At 52.2% G+C, this 16,925-nt stretch carries 13 protein-coding genes; 8 read left to right on the top strand and 5 right to left on the bottom strand.

From position 1 onward, the window contains the following. The first annotated feature begins 157 nt into the window (after nt 1–157). The 5 genes from H4F65_RS13000 (at nt 158) to H4F65_RS12980 (ending at nt 5,601) form a co-directional block, all read left to right on the top strand. Nucleotides 158–874: a DUF3053 domain-containing protein gene (locus tag H4F65_RS13000; protein WP_039320485.1), complete on the top strand. Its 717-nt coding sequence runs from the start codon at nt 158–160 to the stop codon at nt 872–874. Nucleotides 875–1,310: 436 nt separating this feature from the next. Continuing rightward, nucleotides 1,311–3,218, top strand: coding sequence for a PTS mannitol transporter subunit IICBA (locus H4F65_RS12995; RefSeq protein WP_010286436.1), 1,908 nt, complete (start codon nt 1,311–1,313; stop codon nt 3,216–3,218). Nucleotides 3,219–3,279: 61 nt separating this feature from the next. Continuing rightward, a complete protein-coding gene (locus H4F65_RS12990) occupies nt 3,280–4,428 on the top strand; it encodes a mannitol-1-phosphate 5-dehydrogenase (protein WP_010286438.1) in 1,149 nt (382 codons plus the stop codon). Nucleotides 4,429–4,581: 153 nt separating this feature from the next. Further along, nucleotides 4,582–5,112 carry an MltR family transcriptional regulator gene (locus H4F65_RS12985; RefSeq protein WP_010286440.1) on the top strand — a complete coding sequence of 177 codons (531 nt, stop codon included), beginning with the start codon at nt 4,582–4,584 and terminating at the stop codon, nt 5,110–5,112. A 126-nt stretch (nt 5,113–5,238) separates the two neighbouring features. Next, nucleotides 5,239–5,601: a YibL family ribosome-associated protein gene (locus H4F65_RS12980; protein WP_010286443.1), complete on the top strand. Its 363-nt coding sequence runs from the start codon at nt 5,239–5,241 to the stop codon at nt 5,599–5,601. A 95-nt stretch (nt 5,602–5,696) separates the two neighbouring features. Here H4F65_RS12980 and H4F65_RS12975 read toward each other — a convergent pair whose 3' ends face one another. The 3 genes from H4F65_RS12975 to fdhD form a co-directional block, all read right to left on the bottom strand. Beyond that, nucleotides 5,697–7,589 (bottom strand): methyl-accepting chemotaxis protein, encoded by a 1,893-nt coding sequence (locus tag H4F65_RS12975; RefSeq protein ID WP_039320481.1) that lies wholly within the window; start codon nt 7,587–7,589, stop codon nt 5,697–5,699. Nucleotides 7,590–7,888: 299 nt separating this feature from the next. Next, a complete protein-coding gene (sodA, locus tag H4F65_RS12970; protein ID WP_010284182.1) occupies nt 7,889–8,515 on the bottom strand; it encodes a superoxide dismutase [Mn] in 627 nt (208 codons plus the stop codon). Nucleotides 8,516–8,750: 235 nt separating this feature from the next. Continuing rightward, nucleotides 8,751–9,584 carry a formate dehydrogenase accessory sulfurtransferase FdhD gene (gene fdhD, locus H4F65_RS12965; RefSeq protein WP_010284183.1) on the bottom strand — a complete coding sequence of 278 codons (834 nt, stop codon included), beginning with the start codon at nt 9,582–9,584 and terminating at the stop codon, nt 8,751–8,753. A gap of 220 nt (nt 9,585–9,804) precedes the next feature. Between fdhD and exaC the strand changes: the two genes are divergently transcribed. Then, on the top strand, nt 9,805–11,340 hold the full coding sequence (gene exaC / locus H4F65_RS12960) for an acetaldehyde dehydrogenase ExaC (protein WP_010284184.1): 1,536 nt from the start codon (nt 9,805–9,807) through the stop codon (nt 11,338–11,340). A 218-nt stretch (nt 11,341–11,558) separates the two neighbouring features. Continuing rightward, the gene (locus H4F65_RS12955) at nt 11,559–12,551 is read left to right on the top strand and encodes an acyltransferase (protein ID WP_010284185.1); all 993 of its coding nucleotides are present in this window, start codon (nt 11,559–11,561) and stop codon (nt 12,549–12,551) included. Nucleotides 12,552–12,582: 31 nt separating this feature from the next. Here H4F65_RS12955 and xylB read toward each other — a convergent pair whose 3' ends face one another. Next, nucleotides 12,583–14,040, bottom strand: coding sequence for a xylulokinase (gene xylB / locus H4F65_RS12950; protein WP_010284186.1), 1,458 nt, complete (start codon nt 14,038–14,040; stop codon nt 12,583–12,585). Nucleotides 14,041–14,233: 193 nt separating this feature from the next. Further along, complete coding sequence (gene xylA, locus H4F65_RS12945; protein ID WP_010284187.1) at nt 14,234–15,556, bottom strand: xylose isomerase; 1,323 nt, start codon at nt 15,554–15,556, stop codon at nt 14,234–14,236. Nucleotides 15,557–15,908: 352 nt separating this feature from the next. Here xylA and xylF point away from each other — a divergent pair, with 352 nt between their 5' ends. Continuing rightward, on the top strand, nt 15,909–16,904 hold the full coding sequence (xylF, locus tag H4F65_RS12940; RefSeq protein ID WP_010284189.1) for a D-xylose ABC transporter substrate-binding protein: 996 nt from the start codon (nt 15,909–15,911) through the stop codon (nt 16,902–16,904). The last annotated feature ends 21 nt before the right edge of the window (nt 16,905–16,925 follow it).

The raw sequence follows: 16,925 nt of genomic DNA, 5'->3' as shown, positions 1-16,925 counted from the left end.
CGGTATTCGTTGTCAGACCTGGCCTTTTTCTGCACAGCCAGCCTGATTCGACTATGCTTATGTCGTAGAAAAACTTGTCATGGAAAATCCGTCGTCAGCGTGTTTTTGTCTGAGTAAAGCAGGACTGGCGGGGCAGTAAGCATAACAGGAGTAGGGAATGAGAAGGCTGATGACGTACCGTTCACGCTGGCTGCTGCCAGTTCTGGTTATTCTGGCGGCATTGCAGCTGGCTGCCTGTGGTGACAGCGAAGCCGATCAGCGGAAGGCATTCGTTGCGTTTCTGCAAAGCGTGCAGTCGCAGCAGGATGGGAAATTGCCGACGTTGACGGAAGAGCAGAAGAAGAATTTTGGCAATTTCACTAACGATTACGAGATCTTAACCACCTTTTCTCAGCAGTTTAATCAGGCGATGTCTGGCAGTTTAACACCGATGCTGGGGCAAATTTCCCGTATTCGTGTTCCTAAAGACTATCTGACGCAGCGTGATGATCTTCGCCAATCCATCGGGGCAATGAACCTGTTGAGCCAGCATGTGCAGGCGGCGAAAGTGCAGGCGGACAACGCCCATCGGCTGCTAAAACAGCCCGAAGAAGTGCAAATACCCTATGAGCGGTTGTATGCACGTACGGTAATACAGCCCACCAATGCGCTGCTACCCGCCATTCCGAATGCGATTGCCTTCGCACAGAGCCTGATCCAGATCGGCGATTTCCTTCAGGCTCAGGGCGATCAGGCGGTGTTTAATGGCGCGTCTGTGCAATTCCGTACGCCGCAACAGGTGGCGCAATATAACAGCATGGTGGCAGCGTTACCTCTACAGCAGCAGAATTTAATGAATGCGCTTAGAGGAATAACTGGCGTGAACTATCCCTAACTGCGTCGTGCCCTGACGCTTTAACGATGCGATATGGCAGAGAGGCATTCTGGATAAGATGCGTGTGGCTGGTGAGAGGGTGAAAATAAATTGTGATTAACATCACATAAATAAAACAAATACAGACCTGTAAAATGTGATTCAAATCACATATAAGGCGCGGTGTTTGTCTAAAAATCTGTTTAGTTTTTCATTTTTAACGGTTTTTTGTGAAGTAAATCACCTATTTGTATCGTTGATGTAGGGGGGTTGTGTGATTTTTGTCACGTTACCGCCATGGAGTTGCGGTATGAAAACAGCGTGTTAGAGTCCGCGCTGCATACAGTAATAATGACGGAAGCCTTCTTGTGGTAATCGGTGTTTTTATTGCCACGCCGTCTCACGATAATTACCACGCGCTCTTATTGTCAGCGCGTTTCAATAGGGGTGTGTTTTTATGCTTTCACCAGATATTAAGATCAAGGTGCAAAACTTTGGTCGCTTCCTCAGTAATATGGTGATGCCCAACATTGGCGCATTTATCGCCTGGGGTATTATTACCGCGCTGTTTATCCCTACTGGCTGGTTCCCCAATGCAACATTGGCGAAGCTCGTCGGTCCGATGATTACCTATTTACTGCCATTGCTGATTGGTTATACCGGCGGACGTCTGGTATTCGGTGAGCGTGGTGGTGTGGTGGGTGCGATTACGACGATGGGTGTGATCGTCGGGACCGATATCCCGATGTTCCTCGGCGCCATGATTGTGGGCCCGTTGGGCGGCTGGACGATCAAGCGTTTTGACCGCATGGTCGACGGTAAAATCAAGAGCGGCTTTGAAATGCTGGTCAACAACTTCTCTGCCGGTATCATCGGTATGTTGTTGGCAATCCTGTCGTTTTTGGCAATTGGTCCGCTGGTTGAAGTCTTCTCTCAGGTGCTGGCTTCCGGCGTTAACCTGATGGTGCAGAACAACCTGCTGCCGTTTACGTCTATCTTCGTTGAACCGGCGAAAATTCTGTTCCTGAACAACGCCATTAACCACGGTATCTTCTCACCGCTGGGCATTCAGCAGGCGACGGAAACGGGAAAATCTATTTTCTTCCTGATCGAAGCGAACCCAGGCCCGGGTATGGGCGTGCTGATGGCGTACATGTTCTTCGGTCGTGGTAACGCGAAAGAATCAGCACCGGGTGCGGCGATTATCCACTTCCTGGGCGGGATTCACGAAATCTACTTCCCTTATGTGCTGATGAATCCGCGTCTGATTATTGCGGTGATTCTGGGCGGGATGACCGGCGTGTTTACGCTGAGCGTGCTGGGCGGCGGTTTGGTTTCTCCTGCGTCTCCAGGCTCCATTCTGGCGGTGCTGGCGATGACGCCAAAAGGCGCTTACTTCGCTAACCTCGCAGCTATTGCAGCGGCTTTCGCCGTGTCCTTCATCGTGTCGGCGATTCTGCTGAAAAGCACCAAGCAAAAAGAAGAAGACCTGAGTGACGCAACGCGCCGCATGCAGGAAATGAAAGCCTCTTCTAAAGGTACGGCGACTAACGCGGGTATCAGCGGCGATATGAGCACCGTGCGTAAAATCATCGTAGCGTGTGACGCCGGTATGGGTTCCAGCGCGATGGGTGCTGGTGTGCTGCGCAAGAAAGTTCAGGATGCCGGGCTGGCCAACATTTCGGTGACTAACAGCGCGATCAATAGTCTGCCGGACGATGTCGATCTGGTGATTACGCACCGCGATCTGACCGAACGTGCGATGCGTCATGCGCCGCAGGCACAGCACATTTCGCTGACCAACTTCCTTGATAGCGGTCTGTATAGCGATCTGGTGGCGCGTCTTACCGCAGCACAGGGTGCCGTGAAGTCTGAAGCTGTCGCGACGCCAGCACCTGCTGTCGCCGACACACAGACTAACCTGTTCCAACTGGGTGCAGGTAATGTGTTCCTGAATCAGCGTGCGACAGACAAAGAGCAGGCAATCCGTTTCGCCGGTGAGCAACTGGTGAAAGGCGGCTATGTCGAGCCTGCGTATGTTGAAGCGATGCTGGAACGTGAAAAGCTGACCTCCACCTATTTGGGCGAATCGATTGCCGTGCCGCACGGTACGATTGAAGCGAAAGATCGCGTGCTGAAAACGGGTGTGGTTTTCTGCCAATATCCTGAAGGCGTTCGCTTTGGCGATGAAGAAGATGAGGTTGCGCGTCTGGTTATCGGTATTGCCGCGCGCAACAACGAACATATTCAGGTCATCACCAGTCTGACCAACGCGCTGGATGATGATGCCGTCATTGAACGTCTGGCACAGACCCAAGATGTTCAGGAAGTACTCGACTTACTCTCCGGTAAAAAGAGTGCCTAATTAATATGGCTAGGGCCGCCTGCGGGCGGCCTCTTTTTATGTTTTTTTAAGGTTATGTCTCATGAAAGCATTACACTTTGGTGCGGGTAATATTGGCCGTGGGTTTATTGGGAAATTGTTGGCCGATGCCAACGTCGAACTGACATTCGCTGATGTCAATCAGCCGCTGTTGGATGCCCTGAACAGCCGTACAAGCTATACGGTGCGGATTGTCGGCGATAACACGCAGGTTGATACCGTGAGCAACGTGAGCGCCGTTCACAGCGGTAGTCAGGATGCCGTCGCGCTGATTGCCGTGGCCGATCTGGTGACGACCGCTGTGGGGCCGCAGATTCTGGAAAAAATCGCCGGAACTATCGCTCAGGGGCTGGTTAAGCGTCATAACGACGGCAATACCCGGCCGTTGAACATTATTGCCTGTGAAAATATGGTGCGTGGCACCAGCCAGTTAAAACAGCATGTGTTGAAACTGCTGCCGGAAGGCCATCAGGAATGGGTGGTTGAGCATGTGGGATTCGTGGATTCCGCCGTGGATCGCATCGTTCCTCCTTCCGAAGCCGGCAGTGACGATGTGCTGGCGGTGACGGTAGAAACCTTCAGCGAATGGATTGTCGATAAAACCCAGTTCTGCGGTGAGCCGCCAGCGATTCCCGGCATGGAACTGACCGACAACCTGATGGCATTTGTCGAGCGTAAGCTCTTTACGCTGAATACTGGCCATGCGATTACGGCCTACCTCGGCCAGCAGGCGCGTCATCAGACGATCCGCGATGCGATTCTCGACCCGAAAGTCAGAGCCGTGGTCAAAGGTGCAATGGAAGAGAGCGGCGCGGTGCTCATCAAACGCTACGGTTTTGATGCGGAGAAACACGCGGCCTATATCAACAAGATTCTCAGCCGCTTTGAAAACCCGCATCTGCACGATGACGTAGAGCGCGTTGGCCGTCAGCCGCTGCGCAAGCTGAGTACAGGCGACCGTTTGATCAAGCCGCTGCTCGGTACGCTGGAATACCATTTTCCGCATGACAACCTGATTACCGGCATTGCTGCCGCGATGCATTATCGCAGTGAACAGGATCCGCAGGCGCTGGAACTGGCCGAGTTAATCCGTACTCAGGGGCCGCAGGCGGCGCTGGTGCAGATTTCTGGTCTGGATGCTGACAGCGAGGTTGTCGCGCAAGCAGTGAATGTGTATAACGCCATGCAGTAATCGGCGTGTCTCGTCATCAGGCAGGTGTGGTCTTTTCGACACGGTGTAAGGTATACGGGCGACGTCGGGGATAGGATGTCGCCACACCTGCCGGTAAGCATGCTGCCGAGATGGGGGATGCTGTGGGCGGGGTAAAAGGGTCGAGAAGTGACGATGGAAGAAACACAGGCGTTTGAAAACCGGGTTCTGGAAGCGCTGAACTCAGGGAAGACCGTGCGCGACTTTATGCTCTGCGCCGTCGAGCTGTTAGCTGAAGCGGTCAGTATCCTGATGTTGCAGGTGTTCCGTAAAGATGACTATGCGGTGAAATATGCCGTTGAACCCCTGATGACGGGAACGGGCCCGCTGGGCGACCTTTCCGTGCGCCTGAAACTGATTTATGGCCTGGGAATGATCAGCCGTAAAGAGTACGAAGATGCGGAACTGTTAATGGCGCTGGGCGAAGAGCTAGCACACGACGATCGACATTACCGTTTTACCGATGATGAAATTCTGGGGCCTATCGGCGAGCTGCACTGCGTTGCGGCGTTGCCTACAGAACCCGCTTTGCCGCCGGGGGCAGACGCCGCCGAACCGCTTTTGGTGAGTATGCAACAGCAGCGTTATCAGCAGATGGTGCGCTCCACGCTGGTGCTATCCCTGACCACATTGATTGCGCAAATCAGTCTGAAAAAGGCGTTTTAATCCCATTCCGCTATATTACGTCACTGCGTCATGTCATGCGGTTCCCGCCTTCACGCAACTCGAATTATTTAGCGTATAGTGTATGCTGTGCCCCGCATTATTCTCCCGTTATATAGGTTATCTTTTATGAAAGAGCAGGAAAAAGCAGAGATCAAGCGCCTTAGCGACCAACTGGATAAGCTGACGCGTAAGCAGACCACGCTGCTGGAACAAGGTGATGCTGAAGCAATCGCCCTCAATCTGGAGGCCTGCGAGAAGCTAACGGCTGAAATCGAGCGCCTGCGTAACGTGAGAGAACAGAAGCTCAGCAAAGAAGCACAGAAACTGGCGAATCTGCCTTTCAAACGTGCGATTACTAAAAAAGAGCAAGCTGATATGGGGACGTTGAAGAAAAGCGTTCGCGGTTTGGTGGTGGTGCACCCGATGACGGCACTGGGGCGCGAGATGGGTTTAAAAGAGATGACAGGCTTCGCGTCGAAACCGTTCTGAGGTTTCTTCTCTGCGCAGACCGATGCTGGTGATGGATTCGTTGATGAAGCCCCTGTTTAACAGGGGCTTTGTCGTTTTTGGTACGGTTGTTGATATTAGCGCGGTGCGTGCAGACGATGCGTTTGGTCGGCAAACGCGATACCCGCTGGGGTGTCATCATGCTGTGCGTTTGCCAGACGGAAGACGGAAACCGCCTGCTTCAGCAGTCTTGCCTGTTCTTCCAGTGAGTCGGCAGCGGCAGAGGATTGTTCAACCAGTGCGGCGTTCTGCTGCGTGGTGCTGTCCATCTCAACAATCGCCTGGCTAACCTGGCTGATTCCGCGGCTTTGCTCATCCGATGCGGTGGCAATTTCACCCATGATATCATGCACCTGCGTGATAGAGGTGACGATATCATTCATCGTTTTACCGGCGTTGCCAACCAGCGTCGCTCCGCGTGATACCTGAGTAACCGATTCAGAGATCAGGCCTTCGATTTCCTTCGCGGCCTGAGAACTGCGCTGGGCAAGGCTACGGACTTCGCTGGCAACCACGGCAAAGCCGCGGCCTTGTTCACCAGCGCGGGCAGCTTCCACCGCGGCGTTCAATGCCAGAATGTTGGTCTGGAAGGCGATGCTGTTGATGACGGACGTGATTTCCGCGATACGCTTAGAACTGTTCTCAATCGCCGTCATGGTTTGCACCACGTTATTCACTTGCTCACCGCCTTGTTTTGCGGTTTGAGATGCGCTGATTGCCAGCTTGTTCGCGTGGTGTGCGTTATCCGCGTTTTGCTTAACCGTCGCAGTGAGTTGCTCCATGCTGGCGGCGGTTTGCTCAACGGCAGCGGCCTGCTGTTCGGTACGTGATGACAGGTCGGTGTTACCCGCGACGATCTCGCTGGACGCGTTAGAAATCTGGCTGACGCCGACGCGAATGTCATCGATCATATTGTGCAGGTTGTCATTCATTTTCGACATCGCACTCATCAACTGACCCAGCTCATCCTTACGCGTCGTGTTGATGGACATGGTGAGATCGCCTGTCGCGATTTTCTCAGCCATATTCAATGTGTTGCCAAGCGGTGTGGTGATTTGGCGTGAAATGAACCAGGAAATCAGCAGACCAAGCAGTAGCGTAATCAGCGCGGCGATACTCATTTGCAGCGTGGCATTGCGAATGTCTTCCTGCGATGCCGCCAACTGATCGCTGAGCAGGGATTTAACTACGTCGTTTAACTGTCCGGCGACAACCTGCATTTGCCCAGCCTGCGCCATTTCCTCCTCATAGGCCGGCATATAGGCCAGAACCTGTTCTTCATAATTGTTCATTATTGCCAGAACGGGAGACAGCGTTTCACGCTGTTCGGCAGACAGGCTTTGATACAGGAAGGTCAATGATGTTTGTGCTGCGTTGATGGCATCCGTCAGCTTTTCTTCGGATTCTTTATTGGTAGACAGTAATAACCCACGAACGTGGTAGCGGACGGCAATCAGTTTTTGGTTCAGGTCAGAAAGTAATAATTGAAGAGTAGTGCTGTTGTTGTCCGTCTTTAATTGATCGTTGAGCTGTTCTAGCGGTTTTTCTGTTGTCGAGATATTCCAACTTTTTCTGACGGCATCCTTTTTTCCCACTGCATTAATATAATTACTTTGTTTTTCCTGATAGCTGGTAATTAATGCCGGGATGCTGGCTATTTTCTTGGCATCACTCTCTGGCCAGTGAAATTCTTTTGCTTTTTCAGCGAGTTTACTCACATTGGCAATGTGCTCAACGTTCTTTTTTATATCATCAGGATTATAGGTGGTGCCGTATAATGCACGGTAATATTTAGCTTGGTTAATTTCATCATTAATATCGTTGCTTAAGTTAACTTTATTAATACTGTCTTTCAGCGAGCCAATATGCATAATGCCCGCGCCGGCAATCACCATGGTCATCAGCAGAATCAGGAAAAAACCCAATCCTAATTTTTTACCGACTTTTAGATTATCGAAATTCATAGCCATCACATCCCACCACTATATCGTATTGAGTCGAATTCACTATCCTGATGCACACTTGATTAGCGGTGTTAGCATCCCGGATTACCGCTTACCGAGCTTATCCCTGCAAAACAACATGATAAAAACCCGCAATAGATATCGGCACTTTACTCTGAAACTTTATGAGCCAATGAGCGAGGATAGCCAGCGTACATGCGGCTCGTCGTCCAGAGAGGGATAATAAAAAACTGGAATAACAGACTGTTATTCCAGTTTATATTCAAACGCAGAAGAGGCCTGATGGTATCAGGCACTCAGCGGTTTTATTTTTTTGCGCTAGCGAAACGGGCAGCGGCTTCGTCCCAGTTCAACACGTTCCAGAACGCTTTAGCATAAGCTGGACGAAGGTTCTGATATTTCAGGTAGTAAGCGTGTTCCCATACGTCCAGACCGACGATTGGGTAGCCAGACGCACCAGAAACAGCTTCACCCATCAGCGGGCTGTCTTGGTTTGCAGTAGACACTACGGCCAGTTTGCCGTCGTCTTTCAGTACCAGCCACGCCCAGCCAGAACCAAAGCGGGTTGCTGCTGCTTGCTCAAATTTCTCTTTAAACGCATCAACGCTACCGAAATCACGCTCGATGGCGGCTTTCAGATCGCCAGTCAGCGTCGTGCCGACTTTCAGGCCTTTCCAGAACAGGCTGTGGTTAACGTGACCACCCGCGTTGTTACGCAGTGCCGTTCTTTTCTCCGCAGGAACTTTATCCAGTTGAGCGATCAGCTCTTCAGCAGACAATTTAGCCAGTTCAGGCAGAGATTCCAGCGCGGCGTTAGCATTATTGACATAAGCCTGATGGTGTTTGGAATGGTGAATTTCCATTGTTTCTTTGTCGAAATGCGGTTCCAGTGCGTCATAAGCATAAGGCAGCGATGGCAGTGAATAACTCATGTTTAGCATCTCCATGGTAAAAAAAATGTTACGGCGCTGTGTTGTTAGTGCCGCGTAAGCAATACCTTCATTATAGTTAATTAAATGATATTGAAAATGATTATTCTCGAATGGGTGGTATGAATCAGATTGCTTTACTTCATGATAACAAACGCTTATGTCATTATTGCACTATGTAAAAACAAATTAATCTATGCCCATCGCCTGCAAAACGCCGTGACTCTAGCGGTGTTTCTTACGCGCTCAGACGCTGCGGATGTGTGTAGATAGTCGCATGCCCCGGCCGACAAAAACCGACCAGCGTCAGGTTGCAGCGCTGTGCGACCTCCACAGCCAGCGAGGTCGCCGCTGAGACAGCAAACAGGATTTCCACGCCGCACATGGCGGATTTTTGGACCATCTCATAGCTGGCTCGGCTGGAAACCAGCGCTGCGCCTTGCTGCCACCCCTGTTTCGCTCGGGTACCCAGCAGTTTATCCAGCGCGACATGGCGGCCGACGTCTTCGCTTCCCCCGGACAGCGTGCCGTCTGGCGCGACCCAGCTTGCGGCGTGAGTACAGCCCGTCACTTGGCCGATCTTCTGCACATCGCGCAGCCGCACCAGCGCGTTTTCAAGTTTGCTAAGGGAAAATGTCTGTGTGAAGGGTAGAGGGGCGAGCGGTTTGCCGATTTCCGCGAGCTGCTCTACGCCACATACGCCGCAGCCTGTGCGACCATCCATCGCCCGGCGGCGTTCTTTTAGCCCCGCGAAGCGTCGGCTCGAAAGCTCAATTTGTACTTCGATGCCATTACAGGCAGCCTGTACATCAATGCCGTAGATATCAGCCGGTGATTGAATAATGCCTTCAGATAAGGAAAACCCGAGAGCGAACTCTTCCAGTTCCTTCGGTGAGGCCATCATAACGACATGCGATATGCCGTTATACACCAACGCAACGGGCACCTCTTCCGCCAGCCAGTCAGACTGTGGCCGCAGCAGCGAATCGGGATGATAGACTGAATGTTGCGTTGCGCCTTCAAGGGCGGCATCCGCTGGTAAATGAACCCCTTCCACCTGAAATACCTGCATGTTAGTAACCCTGGAAATTAAAAGTATTATTTCACCGCGCCTGAAGGGATGCGACTTTTTCTCGTAAGAAACTGTGCGTCAACTCGAAGAGTTGCCTTCTTCTCTGGCCGAATCCTGTCGCTAACCCCATACCCCGTATAGGCTTAATTTAACTGTTTACTGTTTGCCTCTTTTTTCACTGCGGCATGGCCGCTCACCCGGAAATGAAAAGGAGACTGAAATGGCGCACGATAATCTCGAAGGCCGATCCGCGTCTGGCGAATACGGCTCTCTCAATCTGAAAAAACGCTATGACAATTTTATCGGCGGAGCCTGGGTTCCACCTGATGCTGGTCAGTATTTTGTCAATTTGACGCCAGTAACGGGTCAAGCGCTGTGTGAAGTGGCCAGTTCGTCAACGCGAGATATTGACCACGCGCTGGATGCCGCTCACAAGGCAAAAGCGGAATGGGGTGGCCTGTCGGTTCAGGATCGCGCGTTGGTGCTTAACCGAATCGCCGACCGGATGGAGCAGAATCTTGAGCTACTGGCGCAGATGGAAACCTGGGATAATGGTAAACCGATACGCGAAACCAGCGGGGCGGATGTGCCGCTGGCGATTGACCACTTCCGCTATTTCGCGGCCTGTATTCGCGCGCAGGAAGGGGGGATTAGCGAAATTGACGGCGATACCGTGGCTTATCATTTTCATGAGCCTCTCGGCGTTGTCGGGCAAATTATTCCCTGGAATTTCCCGCTGCTAATGGCCTGTTGGAAGATGGCGCCCGCGCTGGCTGCCGGTAACTGTATTGTGCTGAAACCCGCCAAACTGACGCCGATGTCGGTGTTGATTTTGATGGAACTGATTCAGGATCTGCTGCCGCCAGGCGTTATTAATGTCGTTAATGGGTCGGGCAGCGAAATTGGTGAATATCTGGCGACGTCGAAACGCGTTGCGAAAGTGGCATTCACCGGGTCGACCGAGGTAGGCCAGCAGATCATGAGCTATGCGGCGCAGAACGTGACGCCGGTAACGCTGGAGCTGGGCGGTAAATCGCCGAACATCTTCTTTGCCGATGTGATGGACAAGGAAGACAGCTTCTTTGACAAAGTGCTTGAAGGCTTCACGCTGTTTGCCTTCAATCAGGGCGAGGTCTGTACCTGTCCGAGCCGCGCGCTGGTGCAGGAATCTATCTACGATCGCTTTATGGAGCGGGCAATCAAGCGCGTTGAGGCTATCCGCATCGGTAACCCGCTGGATAGCAAAACCATGATGGGCGCGCAGGTATCCGCAGGTCAGCTTGACACCATCCTTAACTATATTGATATCGGTAAGAAAGAGGGCGCACGTGTGCTCACGGGCGGTCAGCGCAAGGCAATGCCGAGTGGGCTGGCGGAAGGATACTATCTGGAGCCGACGATCTTGTTCGGTAAAAACAGTATGCGCGTCTTCCAGGAGGAAATTTTTGGACCGGTGCTGGCGGTCACGACCTTCAAAACGATGGATGACGCACTGGAGATCGCCAACGATACGGAATACGGTCTGGGGGCTGGCGTGTGGAGCCGTAACGGTAATATCGCTTACCGGATGGGGCGCGGTATTCAGGCCGGGCGCGTTTGGACCAACTGTTATCATGCCTATCCGGCGCATGCGGCATTTGGGGGTTATAAGCAGTCTGGTATCGGGCGTGAAAACCATAAAATGATGCTGGAACATTATCAGCAAACTAAATGCCTGTTGGTGAGCTACTCTGATAAGCCGATGGGGCTGTTCTAGCACCTTACTTTGTAAGATCCCTGCGCGCTTGCCATCGGGGTGAGCGCGTATCGTTTAAATTCATGTGGGTTCCCGTAGGAATCCGTCCTTATCACTCAGATTTACCCGATTGTTGATAGCTGATCATTGATAGTTGCTGGTTGTTAATAATCGATTGTGCCAGCGCTTAACAACGGCTACGCTGTTTTGAATAGCGCTTTGCTTTCAAGAGGTTGTGTATGACGGATAAGATCGGCTGGATTGATAACCTGCGGGCGTTGGCCTGCATGATGGTCGTTCTGATTCATAGCACAACGTACTATATTACGGCGGGTGGCACGCCGGGCGACGGGCACTGGGATGTGGCGAATATTCTGAATTCTGCCTCGCGCGTCTGCGTTCCGCTGTTTTTCATGATCTCAGGCTACTTATTTTTTGGTGAGCGTAGTGCGGGGAAAAAACATTTTCTGCGTATCGGTTTATGTCTGCTTTTCTACAGTACGGTCGCGCTGATCTATATTGCGACGCTCACGCCGATTAATGGCCTGAATTCATTGCATCATGCGCTGCAAAAACCGATCTTTTATCACTTATGGTTTTTCTACGCGATTATCGTGATTTATCTACTCTCTCCACTTATTACTATCAAGCCGGTATCGGGTAAATATTTAGCCGTCTTGATTATCTTGCTGGCCGTTGTCGCTAACCCCAATACGGGACGAGTGGAATTTGAAGGATTTAAATTACTGCCCGTGAATCTCTATATTTACGGCGATACGTTTTACTATGTGCTGTACGCCGCGCTGGGGCGTGCGCTGGGCATGCTGGAAGTACCAAAGAAAGTCGTGCTAGCCGCCATCCCCTTCTTCATTGCGTGTGTCGCGTTGATTGCAATGGGAACGAAGCACCACACACTACTGAACGATACGTTCACCCAGACATTTTATATCTACTGTGGCCCGCTGGTGTTTCTGGCTGCGGTTAGTCTTCTGGTGGTGTTTAAGCACTACGGTAGCCAGCGGATTTTACCGGGCTTCGCCACCATTTCGCGCCACTCGCTGGCGATTTACGGTTTCCACGCGTTGATCATTCACTATCTGCGTACGCATGATGTGATGCTGCCATCCCACCCGGTTCTCGACATCTTCTCTGTCTTCGCCATCGCGCTGGGGGCCAGCCTGCTGCTTTCGATGGCGCTACAGAAAATCGATGTGCGACGTTGGGTGAGTTGACGATTCATCCGGCGTACCGGACGAACGGGTGCTACATCAGCGGACTAAGCTGCTGGTAGAGTGCCGTAAATGTACGCCTCCGCTCGGCATAGTCGGCGTGACGCTGGGGATCGGGGTGATGAATCTGTTCCAGCGGTAGCGGCGGCAGGAGTTCTGCCAGTGGCGTATGCGGATGCATGGCGATTTGCGCCAGACGTGCGGCACCCAGCGCAGGGCCGACATCCCCTCCCGTGCAGTATTCCAGTGTTTGACCGCTGATATCCGCCAGCATTTTCCGCCAGTAGGCGCTACGTGCGCCGCCGCCAATCAGCGTAATACTATCGGGCTTGAGCCCCGTCATATGCAGTGCATCCATGCCGTCGGCAAGCGCGAATCCCACACCTTCCAATACCGCTTTTGCCAGTTCCCGGCGTCCGTGTTGGTGGGTGAGCCCCCAGAATGCGCCTTTGGCATCGGGATTGTTGTGCGGCGTGCGTTCGCCGGAAAGATAAGGCAAGAACCACACTGGCGTTATCGTGTCATCGGCTGGTGTCGAGGCGATTTTCTGTAGCAGCGCGGGAACGCTCTCCGCGTGCGTCAGACGGGCGACCCAGTCGAGGCAGGATGCGGCGCTTAACATCACGGACATCAGGTGCCAGGTATTCGGCAGCGCGTGGCAGAAACTGTGGACGGCATGCTGCGGATTGCTGAGAAAGCCATCGCTGACGGCGAAGTAAACGCCGGATGTGCCGAGAGACAGCATCGCTTGACCCGTTTGATACAGCCCGACGCCAATCGCGCCTGCTGCGTTATCCCCACCGCCAGCAATAACGGGGACGGGATCCATGCCCCAGCGGCTGGCGATGTCAGCTCGCAGATAGCCGGTAATCTGGCTGCCTTCATACAGCGTGGGCATATGCTTGCGGCTCAACGAACAGGCTTCCAGTAGGGTATCGCTCCAGTCTCGTTTGGCAACGTCTAGCCAAAGCGTTCCTGCCGCATCGGACATATCGCTGGCAAATTCCCCTGTCAGACGCCAGCGGAGATAGTCCTTCGGCAGCAGAACTTTATCGATTTGGCGGAAGATCTCGCTTTCGTTTTCTTGCATCCATTTTAGCTTGGGCGCGGTAAAGCCCGGCATCATCAGGTTACCGGTAATCTGACGCGATGTTGGTACCTGTTGTTCCAGCGTTCGGCATTGGGCTGCGCTGCGTCCGTCATTCCAGAGAATCGCGGGGCGCAGCACATTCTGGCGTGCATCCAGCAAGGTCGCCCCGTGCATTTGCCCGGTCAACCCCAACGCTTTCACGGCACGAAGGCTATGTGCTGCAGCCAACCCGTGTAATGCCTGATCGGTTGCCTGCCACCAGTCTTCAGGTGCTTGCTCCGACCAGAGCGGATGCGGACGGGAAATGCTCAGCGCGGCGCTATGGCTGGCAACCACCTTGCCTGCTTCATCCAGCAGGATGGCTTTCACACCGGAAGTACCCAGATCAATACCGATATACATAGTGGCTCCTGATAAGCTCCTGCGACAGGGGTTAGTCTGTCGCAGGAGGTGTGGCGTAGTGAGCGTCCCGTTTTAGCCAAATTACCCGTCATACTTCAAGTTGCATGTGCGTTGGCTGCGTTCAGTCACCCGAATCACTTACCTGAGTAAGCTCATCGGGATTCCCTCTCTTGCCGCCTTCCTGAAACTCGAATTATTTAGGGTATAGGTGGCGGTTGACCAGATTTTCTAGCAATTCCTGCTGGCCACTCTGGTGCTGCGGTGCCAGTTGATGGCTTTCCGCATAGCGGGCGAGCGATTCCAGCGAGGCCTTACCTTGCAGGATTTGCTGACCCAGTTCCCCGTTCCAGCCCGTATAGCGTTTAGCGACTAGTTGATTGAGCTTATCATCTTCAACCATTCTGGCGGCAGCCTTGAGCGCGAGTGCCATCGTATCCATCGCGCCGATATGCGCATGGAAAAGGTCATAGCGATCGGTACTCTGGCGGCGGACTTTGGCATCAAAGTTCAGGCCACCCGTTGTGAAGCCACCCGCTTTGAGAATTTCGTACATGATCAGCGCGTTCTCTTCCACGCTGTTAGGGAACTGATCGGTGTCCCAGCCGAGCTGCGGATCGCCACGGTTCGCATCGACAGATCCGAAAATGCCCAGCGCGACAGCGGTGGCGATTTCATGATGGAAGGAATGGCCTGCCAGCGTAGCGTGGTTGGCTTCCACGTTGACTTTAATCTCTTTTTCCAGCCCAAACTGCTTCAGGAAGCCATAAACGGTGGCGACATCATAATCGTATTGATGTTTGGTTGGTTCCTGCGGCTTCGGTTCGATGAGCAGTGTGCCCCGAAAGCCGATTTTGTGTTTATGCTCGACGACCATCTGCATGAAGCGACCGATCTGTTCACGTTCCTGACGCAGGTCGGTATTGAGCAGGGTTTCATATCCCTCACGCCCGCCCCACAGCACATAGTTTTCACCACCCAGTTTTTGGGTCGCGTTCATGGCGGTGAACACCTGCGTGGCGGCCCAGGCAAAGACGTCTGGGTCAGGGTTGGTCGCCGCGCCTGCGCCGTAGCGGGGATGGGTGAAGCAGTTGGCGGTGCCCCACAGCAGCTTCACACCGCTATCCTGTTGTTTTTCCGCCAGTAAATCGGTAATGACCGCAAAGTTATGCAGATACTCTTTCAGTGAGTTCCCTTCCGGCGCAACATCGACGTCATGAAAGCAGTAGTAAGGCACGCTGAGCTTTTGAAAGAATTCGAATGCGATATCCGCCTTGCGCTTCGCCAGCTCCAGCGCGTCGCCTGACTGCTGCCACGGTCTGGCAAAAGAGCCGACGCCGAACATATCCGCGCCGTTCCAGCAGAACGTGTGCCAATACGCGACGGCAAAACGCAAGTGGTCCGCCATACGTTTACCGAGTATTTCCTGATCGGGGTTGTAGTGACGAAAGGCGAAGAAATTGTTGCTTTGGCTACCTTCATAACGGACTTTTTCGATCTGTTCAAAATAGGCTTGCATCGTTAACTCCTTAGAAACCACCCAGACGGAAGAGACGGGAATGGGATTAATTTTCGGAGTGGATGAAGGTTTCCTCAATTACGTTATTTCACACTGAAATTCAGAGAATTATTAAATGTGCGCTGCGTCGCAAAAATAAGGTGCTTTTACTCTGAATACGCTTCGCAATAGGTAACAAAATGAAAATGTGACTCGACAATAAAATATGACCCGTATCAAAAAACGGAAATTAAACCAAAAAACATAATTGGAGGATAAAAATCTGTAATTGATGGAGGGATGTTTAGCGACAATACTTTGCTGGCGATTGGAGCCTTAGGCCTTGCATCTTAAATAAAAAAGGTACGCTATGATGAAAGTTAACCATTTTTTACTCTCAGCTTGTGCCGTATTCACTTTAGCTTGTCAGCCCGGATTCGCGAAGGACGTTAAAATAGGTATGGCGATTGATGACTTGCGTCTCGAACGCTGGCAGAAAGATCGCGATCTTTTTGTTGAGCAAGCCAAAAAGCAGGGTGCTGATGTTTTTGTTCAATCAGCAAACGGCAATGAAGCGACGCAAATTTCTCAAATAGAAAACATGATTAATCGCGGTGTCGATGTATTAGTGATTATTCCTTATAACGGTCAGGTACTTGGTAATGTTATTGCGGAAGCAAAACGTGAGGGAATAAAAGTGCTTGCTTACGACCGCATGATTAATAATGCGGACGTGGATTTTTATATTTCATTTGATAATGAGAAGGTTGGAGAACTACAGGCGAAATATCTCGTCGATAAGGTGCCTGGCGGGAACTATTTCTTAATGGGAGGCTCACCGGTCGATAATAATGCGAAGCTGTTTCGTCAGGGGCAAATGAAAGTGCTCACGCCGTTGATCGAGAGTGGGAAAATAAAAGTGGTCGGCGATCAGTGGGTTGATGCCTGGCTACCAGAGAATGCGCTGAAAATTATGGAAAATGCGCTAACGGCGAACAGTAATAAGATTGATGCGGTTGTGGCATCGAACGATGCTACGGCGGGCGGGGCGATTCAGGCGCTTGCCGCACAGGGATTGGCAGGGAAAGTGGCTATCTCTGGTCAGGATGCCGATCTGGCAGCAATCAAACGCATTGTGGCAGGCACGCAAACCATGACGGTCTATAAGCCGATCAGCAAGCTGGCGAAAGACGCCGCAGATATCGCCGTGGCGCTCGGTTCTGATAAAGCCCCGGAATCCAACGCTAAATTAAATAATGGGTTGAAAGACATTCCTTCCTTCTTACTGACTCCGATTCCCGTCGATAAATCCAACATCGATTCCACCGTCATTGCCGATGGCTTCCACAAAAAAGCGGATGTGTATTAACGCACTCCACCGCCAATAGAT

Origin of the sequence: Pectobacterium brasiliense (genome assembly GCF_016950255.1) — a bacterium.
Lineage (GTDB): Bacteria > Pseudomonadota > Gammaproteobacteria > Enterobacterales > Enterobacteriaceae > Pectobacterium > Pectobacterium brasiliense.
The sequence above is the reverse complement of the archived record's forward strand: the minus strand, read 5'-3'. Positions and strand labels throughout refer to the sequence as shown.

What these genes read in the sequence shown, in the direction of transcription:
- H4F65_RS12955 (WP_010284185.1), top strand. Translation starts at nt 11,559, where the DNA reads ATGACGGATAAGATCGGCTGGATTGATAACCTGCGGGCGTTGGCCTGC.
- H4F65_RS12995 (WP_010286436.1), top strand. Translation starts at nt 1,311, where the DNA reads ATGCTTTCACCAGATATTAAGATCAAGGTGCAAAACTTTGGTCGCTTC.
- H4F65_RS13000 (WP_039320485.1), top strand. Translation starts at nt 158, where the DNA reads ATGAGAAGGCTGATGACGTACCGTTCACGCTGGCTGCTGCCAGTTCTG.
- fdhD (WP_010284183.1), bottom strand. Translation starts at nt 9,584, where the DNA reads ATGCAGGTATTTCAGGTGGAAGGGGTTCATTTACCAGCGGATGCCGCC.
- xylA (WP_010284187.1), bottom strand. Translation starts at nt 15,556, where the DNA reads ATGCAAGCCTATTTTGAACAGATCGAAAAAGTCCGTTATGAAGGTAGC.
- H4F65_RS12980 (WP_010286443.1), top strand. Translation starts at nt 5,239, where the DNA reads ATGAAAGAGCAGGAAAAAGCAGAGATCAAGCGCCTTAGCGACCAACTG.
- H4F65_RS12985 (WP_010286440.1), top strand. Translation starts at nt 4,582, where the DNA reads ATGGAAGAAACACAGGCGTTTGAAAACCGGGTTCTGGAAGCGCTGAAC.
- sodA (WP_010284182.1), bottom strand. Translation starts at nt 8,515, where the DNA reads ATGAGTTATTCACTGCCATCGCTGCCTTATGCTTATGACGCACTGGAA.
- exaC (WP_010284184.1), top strand. Translation starts at nt 9,805, where the DNA reads ATGGCGCACGATAATCTCGAAGGCCGATCCGCGTCTGGCGAATACGGC.
- H4F65_RS12975 (WP_039320481.1), bottom strand. Translation starts at nt 7,589, where the DNA reads ATGGCTATGAATTTCGATAATCTAAAAGTCGGTAAAAAATTAGGATTG.
- xylB (WP_010284186.1), bottom strand. Translation starts at nt 14,040, where the DNA reads ATGTATATCGGTATTGATCTGGGTACTTCCGGTGTGAAAGCCATCCTG.
- xylF (WP_010284189.1), top strand. Translation starts at nt 15,909, where the DNA reads ATGAAAGTTAACCATTTTTTACTCTCAGCTTGTGCCGTATTCACTTTA.
- H4F65_RS12990 (WP_010286438.1), top strand. Translation starts at nt 3,280, where the DNA reads ATGAAAGCATTACACTTTGGTGCGGGTAATATTGGCCGTGGGTTTATT.